Origin of the sequence: Lentibacillus kapialis, assembly GCF_014646635.1 — a bacterium.
GTDB classification, from domain to species: Bacteria; Bacillota; Bacilli; order Bacillales; family Amphibacillaceae; genus Lentibacillus; species Lentibacillus kapialis.
Genome location: NZ_BMNQ01000006.1, coordinates 1 through 19,701, shown reverse-complemented (window position 1 = coordinate 19,701; position 19,701 = coordinate 1). Strand labels below are relative to the sequence as shown.

Below are 19,701 nucleotides of genomic sequence, written 5' to 3'. Positions count from 1 at the left end.
CAGAATGCAGGGATCACTATTTCCCTGCATTTTCTGATGCTTTAGATGTTTTAAATTGATGCAATTTATCCAGCTGAGAAGTACAGTTTATGATACAATTATTAAAGTGATAGGATGAGTGCGTGCAATATTGCATATTCATGTTACAGAAGATTTTGCAGGAAAGGACGAACGATAGTGATAACTCGTAAAAGCAAACGCGAAATTGAAAAAATGCAGGCAGCAGGTGATGTACTTGTTAAATGCCACAAAGAGATTGCGAAAATGATTGAACCGGGCATTACAACAATGGAGATCGATGCATTTACAGAAAAGTTCCTGGCTAAACATGGAGCAACGCCTGAACAAAAGGGATTCAGCGGTTACCCCTATGCGACGTGTGCCTCGGTTAACGATGAAATATGCCATGGCTTCCCACGTGATGAACAGCTCATCGAGGGGGATATTGTCACGATTGATATGGTCGTTAACTTAAATGGCGGCCTGGCAGATTCCGCGTGGACTTATCAAGTTGGCACATTGGATGACAAAGGTCAAAAACTTCTGGACGTTACGAAAACGTCACTTTACAAAGGAATTGAACAGGCGCGTCCTGGCAACAGGATCGGTGATATCGGACATGCGATTCAAACGTATGCTGAAGGAGAAGGGTTTTCGGTTGTGCGTGACTTTACCGGTCACGGTATTGGTCCGACTTTGCATGAAGAGCCCCATATCCCACATTTTGGTCTGCCGAATAAAGGAACACGATTGAAAGAAGGCATGGTCATTACGATTGAACCAATGATCAATGAAGGCAGCTGGCAAAGTAAAATGGATTCCAATAATTGGACGGCGCGCACAGTGGACCAGGGACGTTCGGCACAGTTCGAACACACGGTTGTTATTACAAAGGATGGCCCGATGCTGATAACTGATCAGGATACGTAATATTTTAGATGTTGCTGTTCATGTTACGTGCATATTGCAAAGGGGTGCAAGCTAATGCGGATTGTTTCGATTTGTCCCAGTAATACGGAAATTGTGGCCTATCTCGGCAGGACTGACTTGCTTGCTGGTGTTGATAACTATTCCGATTGGCCGCCGGAAGTGACTCAGTTGCCGCGTGTCGGTCCGGACCTGTCGGTTGATATGGATAAAGTGGAAGCATTGAACCCTGATTTAGTGCTGGCTTCGCTGAGTGTTCCCGGTATGGAAAAAAATATTGAGGCGCTTGATAAACGAAAGCTGCCTTATATTATTTTGAATCCAAACTCATTGGAAGAAATTGCAGACGATATCGAGACGGTCGGTGAGGCTTTAGGTGAAAAACAGCTTGGTGCCGACAAAGCGGCTGTCTTCCGTGCAGAGATTGAGCAATTCCGTGATCAGGCCGCAAAAAAGACATACCGCCCCACCTTATACTGGGAATGGTGGCCAAAGCCTGTCTTCACACCTGGAAGTGTCAACTGGCTGACGGAACTCAGCTATCTGGCAGGAGCCCAAAATATTTTTGACAGCCATGAAAAGGCGAGTGTTCAGACAGACTGGGATGATGTGAAAGAACGCGATCCTGACCACATTTGCATGGTGTGGGTAGGCATTAAGGAGTCCAAAATGCGTCCTGAACTTGTTCGTAGACGACCTGGCTGGGTTCAGATGAAAGCTATACGCGAAAATAACATTCACGTTTTAGAAGAATCCCTTTTTTGCCGGCCCTCTCCAAGACTCCTCGAAGGACTGCGCAAGTTAACAGCTGTGCTGGAATGAAGGGAGTCATCATCCGAATCCATACCACCGTTATTTCCTCTTTTTTCGCTATAGTTTTGCTCAAATAGCGGAAGGAGGATTTGTTCTGTCCGGAAAATCCAACCTGGGCGGTTCCTCATTCCGCTATTTGCGTCAATTAAGGCTTTTCCAGCGCGCTAGCGGATACTCATTCCGTTATTTCCTCTTTTTTCCTTAGTTTTCCCCTTTGTTTACTTAAATAACGGAATGAGGATTCATGATACCACTAAAATGGGGTGAATTTTGCCCAATTAACGGAAGGAGGATCCGTTAGGTATGGATACCCCAGTATAGGCGGACGCTCTATCGGATTTTCTCTGACGAAAAGAAGGAAAAGGACCGGGTCGTACTTTGCCCGGTTTCTCTAATAACGTCAGAAAGTATAAATTATGTATGACCTTATAAGAAAAGCTTCGGCATTCGCTATAAGACGAGGCGAATGCCGAGTTTTTCTAATAGATCCTTTAATCCCAGAAGATCAGGTGTATCTTTTCAATGTGCGGCCGCTAAAAATGATGGTTATGACCGGACTCAGTAAACAGAAGAAGGCAAATGGCAAATAAGTCAGTACAGGTACACCGAGAACATCAGCGATGAAAACACCACAGACACTCCAGGGTACGAGTGGATTAACGACGGTGCCGGCGTCTTCCAGAGTTCGGGAAAGAACTTTGTTGGGAAGCCCTGCCTGCTGATAGACACCTTTGAACGTTTCGCCTGTTAACATAACAGACAGGTACTGTTCACCAATCAGCACATTCACACCAAGTGCTGTCGCGGCCGTTGACGCGATAATGACACGCACTTTTCGCAGTTTTTCCTGAAATGATGATAAAATGGCCGGAATGATTCCAGTGACAAATAGCAACCCGCCGAATCCGAGTGCCAGGATAACAAGCGAAATGGTAAATAACATGCTGTTAATGCCGCCTTTTGTTAACAAATTATCAACAGGATCAAAACCGGTCGATGCTGTGTAACCATTGAACCAAATTCCCCATATGTCGGACCATGACAGGCCGCTTGTTATCCGGGCAAGCAGTGTCGCAACCACACTGCTTACAGCCAGTGAAATGAAAGCCGGAATCCTAAAGAGTGTTGCCAATACAAGAATAATGAGTGGTATCCACGAGGTCCAGAACATCAGACCAGTATCTTCAAGGCTTGTTAAGTATGATTCAAGGTTCCCGACGCTAACGGCTTCGTTAGGTGACAGGATCGCAAATAGTATGAATGAGGTCAGAAATGCCGGGATTGTCGTCAGACTCATATGTTTGATATGGTCAAATAAATCCACTTTTACAATGGTGGAAGCCAGATTGGTTGTATCTGACAGCGGCGACATTTTATCACCGAAAAACGCCCCGGAAACGATTGCTCCTGCCGTAATTGCCATCGATGCGTCCATGGCACTCCCCATACCAATAAAAGCCACCCCGATTGTTGCCGTGGTTGTCAATGAACTCCCAAGCGATACACCAATAATAGCGGTAACAGCAAAAACTATCGCATAGAACCATACTCCACCAATAAATGTAAAGCCGGTACTGATTAGGATGGGGATTGTCCCGCTGATCATCCAGCTGCTGATTAACACCCCTATTAATAAGAACAGGAAAATGGCTGCCATACCTGATTTGGCACCGTCAATCATTCCCGCTTCAATATCTTTGAACGATATCTTGCGAATAAGACCATACATCACGGTAAGAAGTACCGCAATCAGAATAGGAATATGTGGGTCCGTACCAAGTCCAATCAGAAAATAGCTGATGAGGGCAATGGTTAATATGAAAAATAAAATCGATTCACTAAGTGACGGATAGTACTTTGGCTGCACTGTAAACATCTCGAACGCCTCCTTTTTTAATCAACATTAGAAAAACTCGGCATTCGCCTCGTCTTATAGCGAATGCCGAAGCTTATAAGGTCATCCATAATTTATACTTTCTGACGTTATAAAAAAGCCTCATCCTCAAATAGGGACGAAGCTTATTCTCCGCGTTACCACCCTGATTGATGAATCGTGGTATGAAAATAACTGTCGGCAACTTTTACAATTCGGTACAGTTGTCTTCATTCCGGAAACTCATCCACTCAAAGAAATATCCGTTAAGTCTGAATGTGTAATTTGAATTTTTCCTGCCGGGGATTTCACCGGACTCCCCGTCTCTGGTTGCTGCCCAGAAAGATTCTGCTTCGCATTCACGGATTTATTTATACAATTAAAATATTACTATTGACTATACAAGGTATGCTGATCATTTGTCAATGTGAAATGAATTACTTTTTCTTTGTAATGTTATGCGTTATAATATGTCTAATTTTCATTGTAACGTCAGAAAGTATAAAATGGTTGACCTTATAAGAAAAGCTTCGGCATTCGCTATAAGACGAGGCGAATGCCAAGTTTTTCTAACTAGGGGGGACGAGTGTGGATACAGACGTGTTAAATAAACAAAAAGGATCCCCGGCAATATATATGATCCGGAAAGGTATAACAGTAGGTTTCCCGATCATGATCGGTTATTTGCCGATAGCCATTACGTATGGTGTGCTGGCAAAACAGGCCGGGATGACTTTGACTGAATTAACCTTAATGAGTGTTATGGTTTTTGCAGGCGCCAGCCAGTTTATGGGGGCGAATATGATTGTGGTCGGTTCCGGGGCGTTGGAAATTATCGTTGCAACGTTTGTTCTTAATTTCCGTCAGTTTGTGATGAGTCTATCATTCATGAACCGTCTGAGAAATCTTAGCTTGAAGTGGAAAGCGCCTTTATCACTTGGGTTGACGGATGAGACATTTGCTATGTCGTCTTTACATATAAACGAAGCGAAAAAAGAAAAAGGCGCTTATTTTTATGCTGCCCTGATTTTAACAGCATATTTATCATGGATTATGGGATCTTTTTTAGGAGGCATTTTAGGCGAAATTATTCCTGAACAGCTGAGCCAGAGCATGGGTATTGCTTTATATGCTATGTTTATCGGGTTGCTTATCCCTTCAGTGAAAAAGGAATGGCGCGCGGGATTTATAGCAGTTATCGCCATGCTGATTAACGTTATTTGCAGTCAATTTATGAGTGAAGGCTGGGCAATCGTTTTTGGGACAGTTCTGGGAGGATTAAGCGGCGTGTTTTTGTTGAAGGAGGATGCGTCATGATTTTAATTATTATTATAGGTATGGCGCTTGTAACCATGATTCCTAGGGTTGTGCCGGCATTCATCGTGGATAAGCTGCAATTCCGTGACTGGATAAACCGCTGGCTGAATGCTATTCCGTTTGCAGCGCTTGGGGCGCTTATTTTTCCCGGCATTCTAAGTATCATACCTGATCAGCCGCTGGTTGGAGTCATTGGCGGAATCGTTGCTGTGGCTTTGGCGTATCTCGGATTGAATGTCATTTTAGTTGTCATAGGAGCGATTTTGACAGTGTTCTTAATGACAATGTGATACGGAAGATACTCGATGAACGATTCCATTAACAAAAAATCATTTGAATAAGAACCAAAAAGGGGAATTATTACGCAATTTATGTTCAGTAAACTAACCGGATGGCGTCCTTACCCGGCGGTGCTACGACAAAGCGCCTCCAGCATTCTTATGGTGTATTGCACCGTCTGAGGACTGGCTAGCATATAATTCAGCATAAAAACCGCCTCTTTCCAGCAGGGTTTCATGACTTCCCTGTTCAACCACTTCACCCTGATCCATGACGAGAATCGTGTCGGCATTACGGATCGTTGACAGCCTGTGGGCAATGATGAAGCTTGTCCTGCCCCTCATCAGCCTCTTTAAGGCATGCTGGATAGAATGTTCCGTCCGCACATCGACATTGCTCGTTGCTTCATCCAGAACAAGGATTGAGGGATTGCAAATAATGGCGCGGGCAATGGTTAGAAGCTGTTTCTGTCCCTGTGAAATGTTGGATACTGATTCGTTTAACATGGTGTCATAGCCATCCGATAAAGTTCGGATGAAGTGATCGCAATTAGCAGCTTTGGCAGCGTATACGATTTCCTCTTCTGTTACGTGTTCCCTTCCGTAAGCAATGTTTTCCCGAATGGTGCCATGAAAGAGCCATGTGTCCTGAAGTACCAGACCAAACATACGGCGCAGTTCATTACGGTTAAAATCATCAACAGGCAGCCCGTCAATCGTAATCCGGCCGCTGTTCGCTTCATAAAAACGTAGCAATAAATGCAGCAATGTTGTTTTGCCTGCACCGGTAGAACCTACAATGGCAGCAGTCTGCCCTGGTTTGATATCAAAACTGACGTCTTCCATAATAGGGTGCCCTTGATCATAACCGAACATAACATGTTCAAAGCTGACATGGCCATCAGGGTTCTGTAATTCCTGATTGATTATCGATGGTGTTTCCTCTTGCTCATCCAGGATCTCAAATACGCGCGCGGCTGCTGCAGCAGTTGATTGAATAATATTTGATATGTTCGCTGCTCGCGTGATCGGCTGCGAAAACAGTCTGATATACATCACAAAAGCCTGCACCTCACCAATGTTCAATATGCGCTGAATAACGAAGATACTCCCCAGCACAGATATAAGTACATAGACGATATTGTTGATGAACCTGATGACAGGCATAATAATACTTGAGATAAATTGCGCACGCCAGCCGTGTCTATACAGTTTGTTGTTTAACTTTTCAAAGTGGCTGATGGTTTGCTGTTCCTGTCCAAACGCTTTTACGATTTCATGGCCGTCATACATTTCTTCTACATAGCCGTTTAATTCCCCAAGTGATTTTTGCTGCCCTTTAAAGTAGATTTGTGATTTGGCAATAACCATCTTGCTAATCAGGATACTGAGCGGCAGTATAACGAAGGCAGCGATTGTCAGCAATGGACTGATTGCGATCATCATGATTGAAACGCCGATCATTGTAATAGAAGAGGTGATGAATTGTGTAAGGCTCTGGCGGAGTGTATTACTCACCTTTTCAAGATCATTGACAGCCCTGCTGAGTATATCACCATGGTTCATGTCATCAAAATAGCAAATCGGCAGCCGCGCCAATTTGTCGTTGATTGCCTTGCGCAGCACATAAACAACTTTCTGTGAAATCCCTGTCATAATATACTCCTGTATGTAAGTGAAAAAACCGCTTAACAGATATAATACACCAAGCAGGATAAGGATTTTCAATATCTTGGAAAAGTCAATCGTTTCCCCATTGACACCCTGGAACAATTCTGTGATGGCACGCCCAAGGATTGCCGGGGCAAGAATAGCAAACAGTGTACTGGCAGCAGCCGTAACCACTACAATAACCAAACCTGTTTTATAGGGACCCAGATAGCCTGCCAGTCGTTTTAACGTCTGCCCGAAAGCTTGTGAACCCATCGTTGAATGACTGCGGGTGCTGTTTTCTTTTTGGTATTTGGCAAGAAGCTTTTTGGTGACTTTGAGGCTCATGATATGTCCTCCTCTGCATACTGTGCAGACACAATTTCCTGGTAAATGTTACATGTTCTCATTAATTTTCGGTGTTTACCGATTCCGGCAATTTGCCCTTTATCCAGAACAATGATCTGATCGGCCTCTTCTGCAATTTCCGCTCGTTGAGTGACCATAAATACTGTCGAACCGGCCGTTTCCGATTGGAGAGCAGAGCGCAGACTGGAAGCCGTTTTTAAATCAATTGCGGAAAAACTGTCATCAAAGATATAAATAGCTGGCTTTCGGACACATGCACGGGCTATAGCAATCCGCTGCTGCTGTCCCCCGGAAAAATTGGCACCGTGTTTAGCAACTGCTGCTTCAAAACCACCCTCCAAACCAGAAATAAACCCGGCTTGAGCCGTATCGGCGGCATGTTTTACCTCTTCGTCTGTTGCTGTGCTGCTTCCATAGCGAATATTATCCGCTATCGTTCCCTTGAACAAATGGGGCTGCTGTGGGATATATCCAATATTCTGGCGCAGCTTCGTATGGGAAATATCCCTGATATCTGTACCATGCACCAGAATACGGCCTTCGCGAACGTCATGAAAACGCGGGAGCAGACCGACCAGTGTTGATTTTCCCGATCCGGTTCCGCCGATTATGGCTGTAAGCTCCCCGGGTTTCGCTTTAAAGGAAATATTGGACAGCACTGGTATCTCAGATTCTTGATAGCTGAATGTGACATTTCTGAACTCGATTTCACCCTTTATTCCGCCTGTTTCAACAGATTGTTCAGCCTTTTCCACAGCAGGTACGGAATCTATGATTTCATTGATTCGTCGTGCAGAAACGGAAGCCCTTGGAATGGCAACAAACATCACAGAGGCCAGTATGAAAGAAAACATGATTTGCATCGCATATTGAATGAATGCCATTAAATCACCGACCTGCAGGGATCCTGTTTCAATCCGGAAAGCGCCGAGCCAAACCAGGGCAATGATTGAGAAGTTAAGGACAACCATCATGAGCGGCGTCAAGATAACCATCAGCCTATTAACCTTGATTGCCGTTTCAGAATAATCATGATTTGCTTTTTCAAACCGATTCTTCTCATGCTCTGACCGGTTAAATGACCGAATGACGCGGATACCTGTCAGCCCTTCACGCAATACAAGATTCATGCGGTCGGTTTTTTTCCTTAATGATTCAAAAAGCGGCATGCCTCTTTGGGCTATAAGCAGAATGGCAGCAGCAATAATTGGGAGCGGCGCGAAAATAACCATAGAGAGGCCGGGGTTTATCCACAATGCAATGATAAAGGCACCAATGAACAACATCGGCGCCATGATCAGAGTCCGGAATATCATGGTCAACACCTGTTGGACATGCATGACATCATTAGTCGTTCGCGTAATGAGGGAAGAAGTGCCAAGACTGTCAAATTCCTGAAGCGAAAAATGTGCAGCACGGGAAAAAACTCTTTGACGCACATCCCTGCCAAAACCCGATGCAATTTTTGCGGCATAATAACTACCCCAAATTGAAAAAACCACGCCCATTGCCGCAACGAAAAGCATAACAGCACCAACACGTACAATATAGGAAATATCAGAGTTAACCACTCCGGTATCCACAAGGTTTGCCATCAGTACCGGGAGTAATAATTGGGATAAGGACTGGAACAATAGAAGCACCATCATGGCAGCAATCGTTTTGCGATAGGATTTTAAAATCCGGAACAGTCTGAACATAAAACATCACCCTTACCTGTGAATCGTCTGATATGTATGCTGATTGCAACCTGAGCAACCTCTGAAACAAGAAACAGCCGGGGTTGAATACATCACCCCGGCAGCTTGTCCGATTATGGAAACGGTTATTGATAGAAAATGTTTACAGCAGGTCGCTGATATCAAGATCGACATTACCTGACCCGTTTCCACTTTCATTCAGAATGTCGCTTAGAATTTGTGTGATATCCATATTTTTCGCCTCCTAATTTGATGTTACGTTATGCAAACTCGTTTTCTTTTTTTACAATAAGTCATTTATGTCAAAGTCAACGTTGCCAGTCTGATTACCTGTATCGTTAAGGACGTCGCTTAGAATTTGGGTTACGTCTACCATTATGTTACCCTCCTTCTTCATTTAATTGATTGTTAACAAATGTGTTGTTTTCAGATTAGCGTTTTACAGCAAGTCGCTGACATCCACATCGAGGTTGGCAGAATCGTTGGCACTGCCATTAAGGATATCGCTCAGGATTTGAGTTACATCAGTCATCGTAATCACCTCGCTTTCTATAAAGCTAACGTGATAAATGAGCTTTTGGATCACAATTTCCTTAATTTTTTTGAAGATATTTTTGTGCCAGCTTTTTAATCCCGTCAGATTGGTGATTATAAAATGTCTGGGTACAGGCTTAAAATATTTGCAGGTCATTGAATCACCGGTCATGTTAAGGCAGTTTATGACAGCCCGGCAAGATGTGCAGTTCCCGGGTTTTACTCGTAGGGTTCTATATGAATGTGGGTATACGTTATATTATGTTTTTCCTGGAGAAATGTCTCAATCTTTTCTGTTATATCATGGCTTTCTTTTACATTTAAATCAGGGTTAACAAGAATGGTAACCTCGATAAATGTCTGGTTGCCATGAATCCTTCCTTTCACATCCACCACTTTTTTAACTTCAGGAACCTTTGCAATGCTCATCTTTATTTTCTTGATTTGTTTTTCATCAAATCCGTCCGTGAGTGTATGTGTTGCATCGCTGAAAATGTCCCATGCTGTTTTACAGATGATGGCTCCTACGACTAGACCAGCCAACGGATCGAGCCAATAAAGGCCGAATTGTGAACCAACAATGCCCACAAAAGCTCCTATACTGACAAAAGCATCTGAACGATTATCCAGAGCGGCGGCATTAAGAGAACGGCTGCCTATTTTTTTTGCTAAAGATATATTGTAACCATATACGATAAACATAACGACCGCTCCTCCAAGGGCAGTCCACGCTGTGAGCATGCCGGGCCGGTCCGTTTCACCTGCGAACAGCTGGCCAAATGTATCAATCATAACTTGGATGCCAACTGTTACAATGACAAAAGCGGCAAACATTGAAGCAACAGTTTCTGCCCTGTAATGACCATAGTGATGGTCTGCATCAGGTGGTTTCCTTGAAATTTTGAGCCCAATCAAAACAGCAAATGAAGCAACAACGTCTGTCGTATTGTTTAATCCATCTGCATGCAACGCTTCGGAATTCCAAATGGATGCAACGGTCAATTTGGCTACCGCTAAGATTACATATGCAAAAATGCTGATCCAGGCCCCTTTTTCGCCTTTCTTCAAATTATCCGCCTCATCCATGGAAATACCTCCATTATCGTCTGAACTAACTGTCGTATCTCTTTATAGCTATAATAGTCTAACAAAGTTCTAATTGGTAAGTCCAGAGAAACTTTAGAGGCGGGGACTATATGTTTTGCTGTTGTGGAAGTATGTTTCAACGGGTCAAAGTATCATAAAGAATAAATCCTGTCTGCATGTAAATAGTAAATTTAGTGTGATTATAAATAAGAAGGAGAAATAGTATGAAGCAGCAACTTACAGAACAGGAAAAACGCTGGGCAGTTATATCGTTGGCATCGATTCCTCTGATTATGACACTGGGCAATTCAATGCTCATTCCAATCTTGCCGGTTATGGAGCAGGAGTTGGGTATTTCAAAACTGCAATCGAGTTATATCATTACGTCATATTCGGTTGTGGCCATTTTTCTAATCCCTGTTGCCGGGTTTTTATCAGATCGGTTCGGGAGAAAAAAAGTTATTATTCCGGCATTGATCATTACCGGCGCCGGCGGGTTAGTTGCCGGAATAGCATCACAGATGATGGATGATCCTTTTTTAATTATTTTGGCCGGGAGAATATTGCAGGGGATTGGTTCTTCCGGGGCATTTCCTATTGTGCTGCCACTTGTTGGGGACATGTTTAAGGATGATAAGGAGGCAAGCACCACACTGGGCATCATTGAAACGTCCAATACGGTTGGGAAAGTGTTGAGCCCGATATTGGGAGCGTTGCTTGCTGCTTTCATCTGGTACATTCCTTTTTATTCAATTCCTTTGTTCTGTGCTGCATCGGTTTTGATGGTTGCCTTTATGATCAAGAATAAAGGCGGAGACGAAAATAAACAGACAACGTTTAAAGAATATCTCGGATTTGCAAAAGATATTCTGCGGGAACACGGCAGATGGCTGTTTGCCGTATTTGTGATTGGTGCTATATTAATGTTCATTTTATTTGGCTTCCTGTTTTATTTGTCCAGTATCCTTGAAGAAAAGTATGGGTACGAAGGCGTATGGAAAGGGATACTGCTCGCTGTGCCGTTATTGGCATTATCAGTCGCTTCGTTTATAACCGGGCGAAAAATAAAAGATAATTTAAACGTCATGAAATGGGTTACTTTCATTGGAATCGTTCTCACCGGTGCTTCGGTTGCTGTAATTCCATTTACGGACCGGCCTTTTTACCTCCTGTCGATTTTCCTTGTTTGCGGTACCGGGATTGGCATGGCGCTCCCATGTCTGGATGCTTTGATTACGGAAAGTTTGGAAAAAAGTGTGCGCGGGGTGATCACCTCGATATATACTGCCATGCGTTTTGTTGGTGTTGCAGCAGGACCACCGGTGATTGCACTCATGATGAAGGGGGATATCAGCTGGATTGCGAGTCTTTTGGCTGTTTTTGCTTTAATTGCAGGGTTTTTGGGATATCGGAATATCAAGCCTTAAAGAGACCTTCCATCAAAAATTTTAACTATTCGAAACTTTTGCTTGCAAATATGCTTATTATTTAGGATAATGGAAAAAAGGAACAAGGGGGTATGTTCCATGAAGAAGCAAAAAATGACTTATCAACTTTATCGTTATGCTGGAAAAGCAATGAAGGCGAAACGGGATGTTCCGTTTGAATTGAAGCTATCCGCGCAATTAGTGCTGGATGAGGTGTGCTTTAGCTGGAATAAACAGAAACTGGAGTCGGCTATCAACCATGCCATTGATACAGGCGATAGAAGAAAATTTATTCAGTTATCAAAAGAATACAGACATTATATTTGGGAATAAACCGAGCAAAAACCATGCCTTGCCTGTGTCGGGCGGGGCTTTTTTAATAACGTCAGAAAGTATAAATGATGGATGACCTTATAAGAAAAAGCTTCGGCATTCGCTATAAGACGAGGCGAATGCCGAGTTTTTCTAATCTTAATGGCGGGAACTACCCGCTACAGAGAAGGCTGCCGCCTTATAAGCTCCCGATTTTTTTATTCTGTCGTCGGGCTAATCTGATATGCTGAGAGGGGAGGGGGATGTCATGAAACGCAAAACAACGATAAGCTGGATGTTATATGACTTCGGGAATTCTGCGTTTGCTACAACCATAATGGCAGCAGTTCTGCCGGTTTTTTATTATGATGTCGCTGCTGTTGGGCTGGAAGAAAATTTGGCTGAAAGTTATTGGGGTTACTCCCAGTCCATTGCGGTTTTAATCGTAGCTGTTTTAGCGCCGATACTGGGGGCTATCAGTGACTATTCTGCAGCCAAAAAGAAATTTTTGCGCTTCTTCGCTTATATGGGTATGGTTGCCAGTATTCTGCTTGCATTTGTCGGCGAGGGAGAGTATATATTTGCATCTGTTTTATTGATCATCGGAAATATTGGCTTTTCAGGTGCGAACGTGTTTTATGATGCCTTTTTGCCGGATATTGCCAAAAACGAGGATGAAATGGATAAATTATCAGCAGGTGGTTTTGCATTTGGCTACATAGGTGGCGGTATATTGCTTGCCATCAACATTGTCATGATAACCAATTATACAGTAATGGGTATACCGGATGCTACAACTGCCAGCCAGCTCGCATTTGCTTCTGTTGGGATATGGTGGTTCATCTTTTCCATACCGCTGTTTAAAAATATTCAGGAGGAGAAACAAGCACTGTTAAGACGAGATAAGTCATATGTGGCGATCGGATTTTTACGGGTGGTTCACACCTTTAAAGAAATCAGACAATTTAAGTACCTGCTGATTTTTCTTATCGCTTTTTGGATGTATAATGATGGCATCTCAACGATTATCAGGATGGCAACGATCTATGGCCGGGGGATTGGGATTGGTTCAAATTCATTGATTATTGCACTGCTGATAACACAATTTGTCGGTATTCCCTTCACATTTCTATTTGGCTGGTTGGCAACCAAAATAACGGCAAAACGGGCGCTTTATATGACGCTATATACTTATGTCGGCATTGTCATTCTGGGCTATTTTATGGCATCAGCTCTGCATTTTTACTTGCTGGCCATATGTGTCGGTATGGTCCAGGGCGGAGCGCAGTCTTTGAGCAGGTCTATTTATGGACGGATGGTCCCTGCTGATAAACAAGCGGAATTCTTTGGATTTTATGGCATTTCCTCAAAATTTGCAGCTATTTTTGGGCCGTTATTATTTGGCTTTGTTGGCCAGATAACAGGATCCAGCAGACTTGGGATTATCTCACTGCTCATATTTTTTATAATTGGTATTATTCTATTAAAATTTGTTCATATCGAAAAAGGTGTTGAGCAGGCGAGGCGCTATACCGGATGACGGATTTTTTAAACATCAAGTCTAACAGCTGGAATATGCGAGACCCCAACATGGTGTTGATTGGAGCGGAGGGCAGGAGACTCTTGCGGGAAAAGTAACAGCTGAAGACCCCGCAGGAAGCGGTTTTCTTCCGAGGAGGGTGAAGCGTTGCCCGCGGAAAGCGACTGCCCGAAGCAGAAATCAACCCTGTCACTACGTCGCAGTTTATGGATTATGTGTCAAAAAGCAGTAAACTATCAAACAGATACTTTAAACAATTGGCTCACTGTATTTATTGCTCAGATTTAATGCTATAGGTTTTCCGGTGTCATACGAGATGTTCCCAATCAGTTTCCGGAGACGCGTCTGACTAGTGTTATCCCGTGTGTTCCAGTATGTGATCACTTCGGACATGATTTCGATCCCCTCCGTCCAGGCTTGATTGTAAAGGTCGACAAAGCTTTTGGTAGAAGGCTCATTTGTCGCTGGGTGGTACCAGGTTCTATTCTCCAAATTTAAATAATCAACACTATCTTTAATTGGCTGGTGTGAATAGGGTGAAACAAGTGGCTTCATTAATGCATGTTTCCAGCCATATGGATCAGCCAGCAATTTCAATGCTAATTTCATGTCCCGGTATGCTTTTTGAATATAATCATCAGACGTCACATTCCATTCAGGATAATGGACGTTAATGGCTTTGTGCAGTCCCCCCACTATACGATTATCAAGTTTGGATCCTACATTGATTTCATTCGAAACATTAGCTTTCCAGGTTTTTAAATGATGATACTTCTTCATCATCAGCGTGTCAATCAGCACTTCCAGTTTTTGATGTTTATTCCCTTCATAACCCGAACGATAGTGTATATATGGATGTGCGTTGCGATCCAGTATATGATGTGTCACAAATCCGAATACATATGCCTGCGTCTGACCATTTGAATTTTTCGCCTGATCAATCAAGTCGTACAAGAATTCGCCGCACTTCTCCTGATGCATTCTCAACCCTAATTTATTGACGGGATTCTTTTTAGACCATGACCAAAAATTATGATAGAAAAGAGGATCCGGTCCCTGCGCACCTAATTTCATATATGCTTCATTATGCAAAAATGAATTTGGATTTTCTATCGAGTCCAATACATTTTCGCAAAACAGCATGTGTGTCCAAATATTAGGCATCATGAAACGCCTCCTGCCTACATTTTCTTTCATATAGTATAAAAGAAAACTGTTTTAATAAATACGCCAATACTAAATATTTTGTGACAAAAAATATTCTCTTTTCAATGTTATAATCATACTGGAATGTTGTAAGAAATGAGGGTTGAACGTGGGAAGAATTATGATTGTGGAAGATGATCCCAAAATAGCCGATTACTTACACGCATTTATAGAAAAATATGGGTATGAGGTATTGGCTGTTGATGACTTTGAAAACCTGATGGAGTCGTTTCGGTGGTTTCGGCCACATCTAGTGTTGTTGGATATTAATTTACCGCGTTTTGATGGGTTCTATTGGTGCCGGCAAATTCGTCTGGAATCAATTTGCCCTGTCCTATTCATATCCGCCCGTACTGGGGAAATGGATTTGGTGATGGCTCTGGAAAACGGCGGCGATGATTTTATCACCAAACCATTTCATCCTGATGTAGTCATGGCCAAAATCCGCAGTCAATTACGTCGTGCCTATGGTGAGTATGCGGCAGAACATCAAGAAAGGATTCTGCAGACGGAAGGAATGAAACTATTGCCGGAGCGGTTTGAACTGAGGTTTGGCCCCAATGTGGCAGACCTCACCAAAAAAGAAGCTGATATTATCGAATGTTTGATGGACAGGTATCCCCGTGTTGCCGGCCGGGAAGATTTGCTGGAAAAACTGTGGGATGATCAAGAGTACGTGGATGAAAACACGTTAAACGTCAATATGACACGGGTCCGAAAAAAGTTCCGGGAAATTGGCATTAAAGGAGCAGTTGAAACTGTTCGAGGCGCGGGGTACCGGCTGCAGGTAACTTGGAATGGGGCAGAGGAGTTATGAAGCTGTTCATTAAGGAACATCAATTATTGATCGTATTTCAGATTGTACAGTTTGGTCTGGTTTGTCTTATTTTTTGGCTGGATGGTTATCGGGACGCACGGACACTGCTCTATGCAACTTTTCTGGCATTCTTTTTATTCACCTGCTACCTCGTATATTGTTATGTGACGCGACGAACGTATTACAAACGGCTTGAGAAACCCATGGAATCACTTGATGAATCATTGCAGAGAACGGATCCGGTACCGATTGCCGAGGCACTTGATGAATTGCTTAAATCGCAATACAGATTGTATGAATATCGGATTGAAGCGGCGGAGCAACAAAAAGAGGAACATATGACGTTCATTGATCGCTGGGTTCATCAAATGAAAACGCCGCTATCGGTGATCGATTTGATGGCTCAGGATCTGGACGAGCCGGAATCGTCAAACATTCGTGAAGAAACCGAGCGAATTAAAACAGGGCTGAACACCGTGTTATACATGGCGCGCCTTCGAACTATCGAGGAGGATTTCAGAATTAAGCCGGTCGTATTGGAAGATCTTGTTCAGGAGGTCAATCGGGAAAACAGGCGTTTCTTCATTCGTAACGAAGTCTATCCCAAATTTGAAAATGAACGGACCGGAATGACCGTTGAATCTGATGAGAAATGGCTAATATTCATCATGACCCAACTTATCCAGAATGCAGTGAAATATTCGACCGGGATAAGTGGCAGGGTAATCATTTCATTGTATGAGCATAATGGTTCAGCCATTTTTGAAGTGACGGATTATGGTGTCGGCATTCCTAAAGAAGATCGCGATCGGATTTTCAATGCCTTTTATACCGGGAAAAATGGACGTACATACAGGGAGTCAACTGGTATGGGGCTTTATCTCGTGAAAGAAGTGACCGGCTATTTGGGGCATAGAATTGAAATGGAAAGCACCGTGGATATGGGAACAACATTCCGTATTCTGTTTTCATCTGCCCAAAACATTACACAAATGTAAGGAAACTGAAAGACTAATCGATCGTTTGTCAGGCCAAGGGGCGGTATACTACGAGAAGAATTTCTTTTTGTCATTTGAAAGGAGTAGAGACATGCTAAAAGCAAAAAATGTAAGTAAAGTGTATGAAGGTAAAGTGGCTTATCGTGCCTTATCAAACATCGATTTAAACATTGCAAAGGGAGAATTTGTGGCCATTATGGGGCCGTCGGGCAGCGGAAAAACGACGCTTTTGAATATGGTCGCCACCATCGACGAGCCGACAACCGGTGAAGTGTTGATTGAAGAAAAAAATCCGCATGTCTTGGGCAGGAATGATCTGGCTAAATTCCGCCGCCGGGAGTTGGGGTTTGTTTTTCAGGAATTTAATTTGCTGCATACGTTGACGGTGGAAGAAAATATGGTTTTACCGCTGACTTTGGACGGTAAACGTGTGAATGAGATGAAACAAAAAGCAGATGCTATCGCTGAAAAATTAGGTATTTCAGATATTATGAGCAAGCGAGTCCATGAGATTTCCGGCGGACAGGCGCAGCGGGCAGCGATTGCCAGAGCAATGATCCATCAACCAAAATTGCTTCTGGCTGACGAACCGACGGGAAACCTCGATTCTAAATCATCCAAAGATGTCATGGCCATGCTTGAATCGCTTAATCAAAACGAAAGCACAACGATGATGCTTGTTACGCATGATCCACAAGCAGCAAGCTATTCTGACCGAGTGATTTTTATTCGCGACGGTAAGTTTTATTCCGAAATCCATCGCGGCACAAGCCGACAGACATTTTTTCAAAGCATCATTGATACGCTTTCCTTGATGGGAGGGGATGACAGTGACTTTTCGTCAGTTCGCGATTAATAATGTCATCCGTAACAAGCGTTTATATGCTGCTTATTTTTTGAGCAGTATGTTTACGGTAATGGTGTTTTTCACGTTTGCCATCTTTGCTTTTCATCCTGCCTTCTTTGACGGCGGTATAAAAGTTGAAGTGTTGTACGGTATGGCTGTTGCCGGGGGAATTATATATGTATTTTCTTTTTTCTTTGTGCTGTATTCGATGAGTTCGTTTTTGCAATCACGCAAGAAGGAATTTGGTCTTCTAATGATGCAAGGGATGTCCACCAGGCAAATCCGGCTGATGGTTTTTATGGAAAATATGTTTATCGGTTTTTTTGCAACTCTGAGTGGAATTATGCTGGGTCTTGTGTTTGCCAAAGCGATTCTCCTGCTTGCGGAAAATGTTCTGGTAATTGATGAAGCACTTCATTTTTACTTTCCGTTGTGGGCTATTCTCGTAACGTTTGTGTCGTTTGTTGTACTGTTTTTGATTATATCATTGTTCGTGTCGTTTATTCTCCGGACCCGAAAGCTCGTTGATTTAATTAAGGGTGATAAACAGTCTAAAGGCGAGCCCAAAGCTTCAATTATGTTGTCAGTTATCGCGGCGTTGCTTTTGGCTGCGGGCTATGGGACAGCGCTGTATGTAAAAGGTCAACAAGTAGTCATGGCCATGCTGCCAGTCATCATTGTTGTAACAATCGGGACATATTTGCTGTTCACTCAGTTGAGTGTCTATGTGATCCGTCGTCTCAAGCGCAATAGGGGTATTTTTTGGCACAAAACGAATATGGTGCTTTTTTCGGATTTATCATTTCGGATGAAGGACAATGCACGAACTTTTTTTATGGTAGCGATCATTTCCACCGTGGCATTTAGTGCGATTGGTTCGTTATATGGATTTCAATCTTATTTGACCAAAAACATGAAAGAAATGAATCCCTATACGTATATCTACTCATCCTTTGAAGGAGAGAAACCTTTGACGCAGAAACAAAATAAGATGGTTGATGAAACGTTGGACAAATATGATATTCAAGCTGAAAAGGCGTCAGTGGATTTGGATTATTTTGACGTGGAAAACAGCGAACAGTCAGAGGTCTTGATTGCTAAAGAATCAGAATATAACCGGTTTGCTGCACTTATTGGCAAGGAAAAAGTAGATGTGGATAAACAGGAAGCGATTGTGGTTACAGATAGTTCGAGGGTTATAATAGACGATTCAAAAAAGGATCGGTTGATGGACGTGCCTATTGAATTGGAGAATGGCGGAAATATAACACCGAACCGTTTGTTATCAACTGTTGTGATGCCGGAAATGTATTCTTACTATATTGTTGATGATGCTACATTTAAAGCGTTGCCGAACGCTGTCAATTCAAGGTCTTATACAATTTGGCAGGCAGCACAAGGTTCGCAGGAATCCATCATCGATGCTGGGGGCATATTGCAGAAAAAATTTCAGCCAGGTCGATTCCAGGCGATTGATTATACCTTATATACCACCAATAAAAGTTATGGACCTGTTCTCTTCATTGGGCTCTTTATCGGGATTGTGTTTTTTGTTTCGGCCGGCAGTTTTCTGTATTTCCGGTTGTACTCAGACCTTGACCATGATAAAGATAAGTTCAAGTCGATTGCCAAGATGGTTTTGACTGATAAAGAGCTGAAAAAGGTAATTAACCGTCAGACAGCCCTGTTGTTTTTCGCACCGATTGTTGTTGCCTTGGTTCACGGTGCTGTTGCCCTGACTGCTTTGTCACATTTATTTGACTATAACCTTACGGGTGAAGCAGCTTCGGTCCTTGGTATATTTGCATTGATTCAAATTATTTATTTTGGAATTGTCAGGTATTATTATACGAAACAGATTAGGCGCACCGTTTTTTAAAGGATCAGAAAGTATATAATTTTTAGCCCTATTGATACTTCGTCGAATATTGCCACGTCCGGCTCTAGCACTAATGCTGTAGCGTGACTCCTCGATAAGTCAATAGCGATTCGCTTGCGCTCCTAAAG

General features: G+C 42.9%; 16 protein-coding genes. 11 read left to right on the top strand and 5 right to left on the bottom strand.

The window, feature by feature from the left end:
- Positions 1-177: 177 nt before the first annotated feature.
- Entirely contained in the window at positions 178-930 is a 753-nt protein-coding gene (gene map, locus IEW67_RS04115) for a type I methionyl aminopeptidase (protein WP_188631795.1), read from the top strand.
- Between the two features lie 54 nt (positions 931-984).
- Positions 985-1,749 carry a cobalamin-binding protein gene (locus IEW67_RS04110; protein ID WP_188631794.1) on the top strand — a complete coding sequence of 255 codons (765 nt, stop codon included), beginning with the start codon at positions 985-987 and terminating at the stop codon, positions 1,747-1,749.
- A 496-nt stretch (positions 1,750-2,245) separates the two neighbouring features.
- Here the strand turns inward: IEW67_RS04110 and nhaC are convergent, their stop codons facing one another.
- Positions 2,246-3,616, bottom strand: coding sequence for a Na+/H+ antiporter NhaC (gene nhaC, locus IEW67_RS04105; protein ID WP_188631793.1), 1,371 nt, complete (start codon positions 3,614-3,616; stop codon positions 2,246-2,248).
- Positions 3,617-4,249: 633 nt separating this feature from the next.
- Between nhaC and IEW67_RS04100 the strand changes: the two genes are divergently transcribed.
- The gene (locus IEW67_RS04100) at positions 4,250-4,930 is read left to right on the top strand and encodes an AzlC family ABC transporter permease (protein WP_188631864.1); all 681 of its coding nucleotides are present in this window, start codon (positions 4,250-4,252) and stop codon (positions 4,928-4,930) included.
- Positions 4,927-5,220: an AzlD domain-containing protein gene (locus IEW67_RS04095; protein WP_188631792.1), complete on the top strand. Its 294-nt coding sequence runs from the start codon at positions 4,927-4,929 to the stop codon at positions 5,218-5,220. Before IEW67_RS04100 ends, IEW67_RS04095 begins: the two co-directional genes overlap by 4 nt.
- A gap of 123 nt (positions 5,221-5,343) precedes the next feature.
- On the opposite strand, the gene IEW67_RS04090 is transcribed toward IEW67_RS04095, so the two are convergent.
- From IEW67_RS04090 to IEW67_RS04080, 3 genes are all read right to left on the bottom strand, one after another.
- Entirely contained in the window at positions 5,344-7,206 is a 1,863-nt protein-coding gene (locus IEW67_RS04090; RefSeq protein ID WP_188631791.1) for an ABC transporter ATP-binding protein, read from the bottom strand.
- Positions 7,203-8,927 carry an ABC transporter ATP-binding protein gene (locus IEW67_RS04085; RefSeq protein WP_188631790.1) on the bottom strand — a complete coding sequence of 575 codons (1,725 nt, stop codon included), beginning with the start codon at positions 8,925-8,927 and terminating at the stop codon, positions 7,203-7,205. The genes IEW67_RS04090 and IEW67_RS04085 overlap by 4 nt, the downstream gene beginning before the upstream one ends.
- A gap of 753 nt (positions 8,928-9,680) precedes the next feature.
- On the bottom strand, positions 9,681-10,547 hold the full coding sequence (locus IEW67_RS04080; RefSeq protein WP_188631789.1) for a cation diffusion facilitator family transporter: 867 nt from the start codon (positions 10,545-10,547) through the stop codon (positions 9,681-9,683).
- A 224-nt stretch (positions 10,548-10,771) separates the two neighbouring features.
- On the opposite strand from IEW67_RS04080, the gene IEW67_RS04075 reads away from it, so the two are divergent.
- The 3 genes from IEW67_RS04075 (at position 10,772) to IEW67_RS04065 (ending at position 13,826) form a co-directional block, all read left to right on the top strand.
- The gene (locus IEW67_RS04075) at positions 10,772-11,974 is read left to right on the top strand and encodes an MFS transporter (protein WP_188631788.1); all 1,203 of its coding nucleotides are present in this window, start codon (positions 10,772-10,774) and stop codon (positions 11,972-11,974) included.
- Positions 11,975-12,073: 99 nt separating this feature from the next.
- Positions 12,074-12,307: an IDEAL domain-containing protein gene (locus IEW67_RS04070; protein ID WP_188631787.1), complete on the top strand. Its 234-nt coding sequence runs from the start codon at positions 12,074-12,076 to the stop codon at positions 12,305-12,307.
- A gap of 247 nt (positions 12,308-12,554) precedes the next feature.
- Complete coding sequence (locus tag IEW67_RS04065; protein WP_188631786.1) at positions 12,555-13,826, top strand: MFS transporter; 1,272 nt, start codon at positions 12,555-12,557, stop codon at positions 13,824-13,826.
- 249 nt (positions 13,827-14,075) lie between these two features.
- Here IEW67_RS04065 and IEW67_RS04060 read toward each other — a convergent pair whose 3' ends face one another.
- A complete protein-coding gene (locus IEW67_RS04060; RefSeq protein ID WP_308430707.1) occupies positions 14,076-14,993 on the bottom strand; it encodes a zinc dependent phospholipase C family protein in 918 nt (305 codons plus the stop codon).
- Positions 14,994-15,153: 160 nt separating this feature from the next.
- On the opposite strand from IEW67_RS04060, the gene IEW67_RS04055 reads away from it, so the two are divergent.
- From IEW67_RS04055 to IEW67_RS04040, 4 genes are all read left to right on the top strand, one after another.
- The gene (locus IEW67_RS04055; protein WP_373288484.1) at positions 15,154-15,849 is read left to right on the top strand and encodes a response regulator transcription factor; all 696 of its coding nucleotides are present in this window, start codon (positions 15,154-15,156) and stop codon (positions 15,847-15,849) included.
- Complete coding sequence (locus IEW67_RS04050; RefSeq protein WP_188631784.1) at positions 15,846-16,847, top strand: sensor histidine kinase; 1,002 nt, start codon at positions 15,846-15,848, stop codon at positions 16,845-16,847. The genes IEW67_RS04055 and IEW67_RS04050 overlap by 4 nt, the downstream gene beginning before the upstream one ends.
- Positions 16,848-16,938: 91 nt before the next feature.
- Complete coding sequence (locus IEW67_RS04045; protein ID WP_188631783.1) at positions 16,939-17,703, top strand: ABC transporter ATP-binding protein; 765 nt, start codon at positions 16,939-16,941, stop codon at positions 17,701-17,703.
- A complete protein-coding gene (locus tag IEW67_RS04040) occupies positions 17,678-19,573 on the top strand; it encodes an ABC transporter permease (protein WP_188631782.1) in 1,896 nt (631 codons plus the stop codon). The genes IEW67_RS04045 and IEW67_RS04040 overlap by 26 nt, the downstream gene beginning before the upstream one ends.
- The last annotated feature ends 128 nt before the right edge of the window (positions 19,574-19,701 follow it).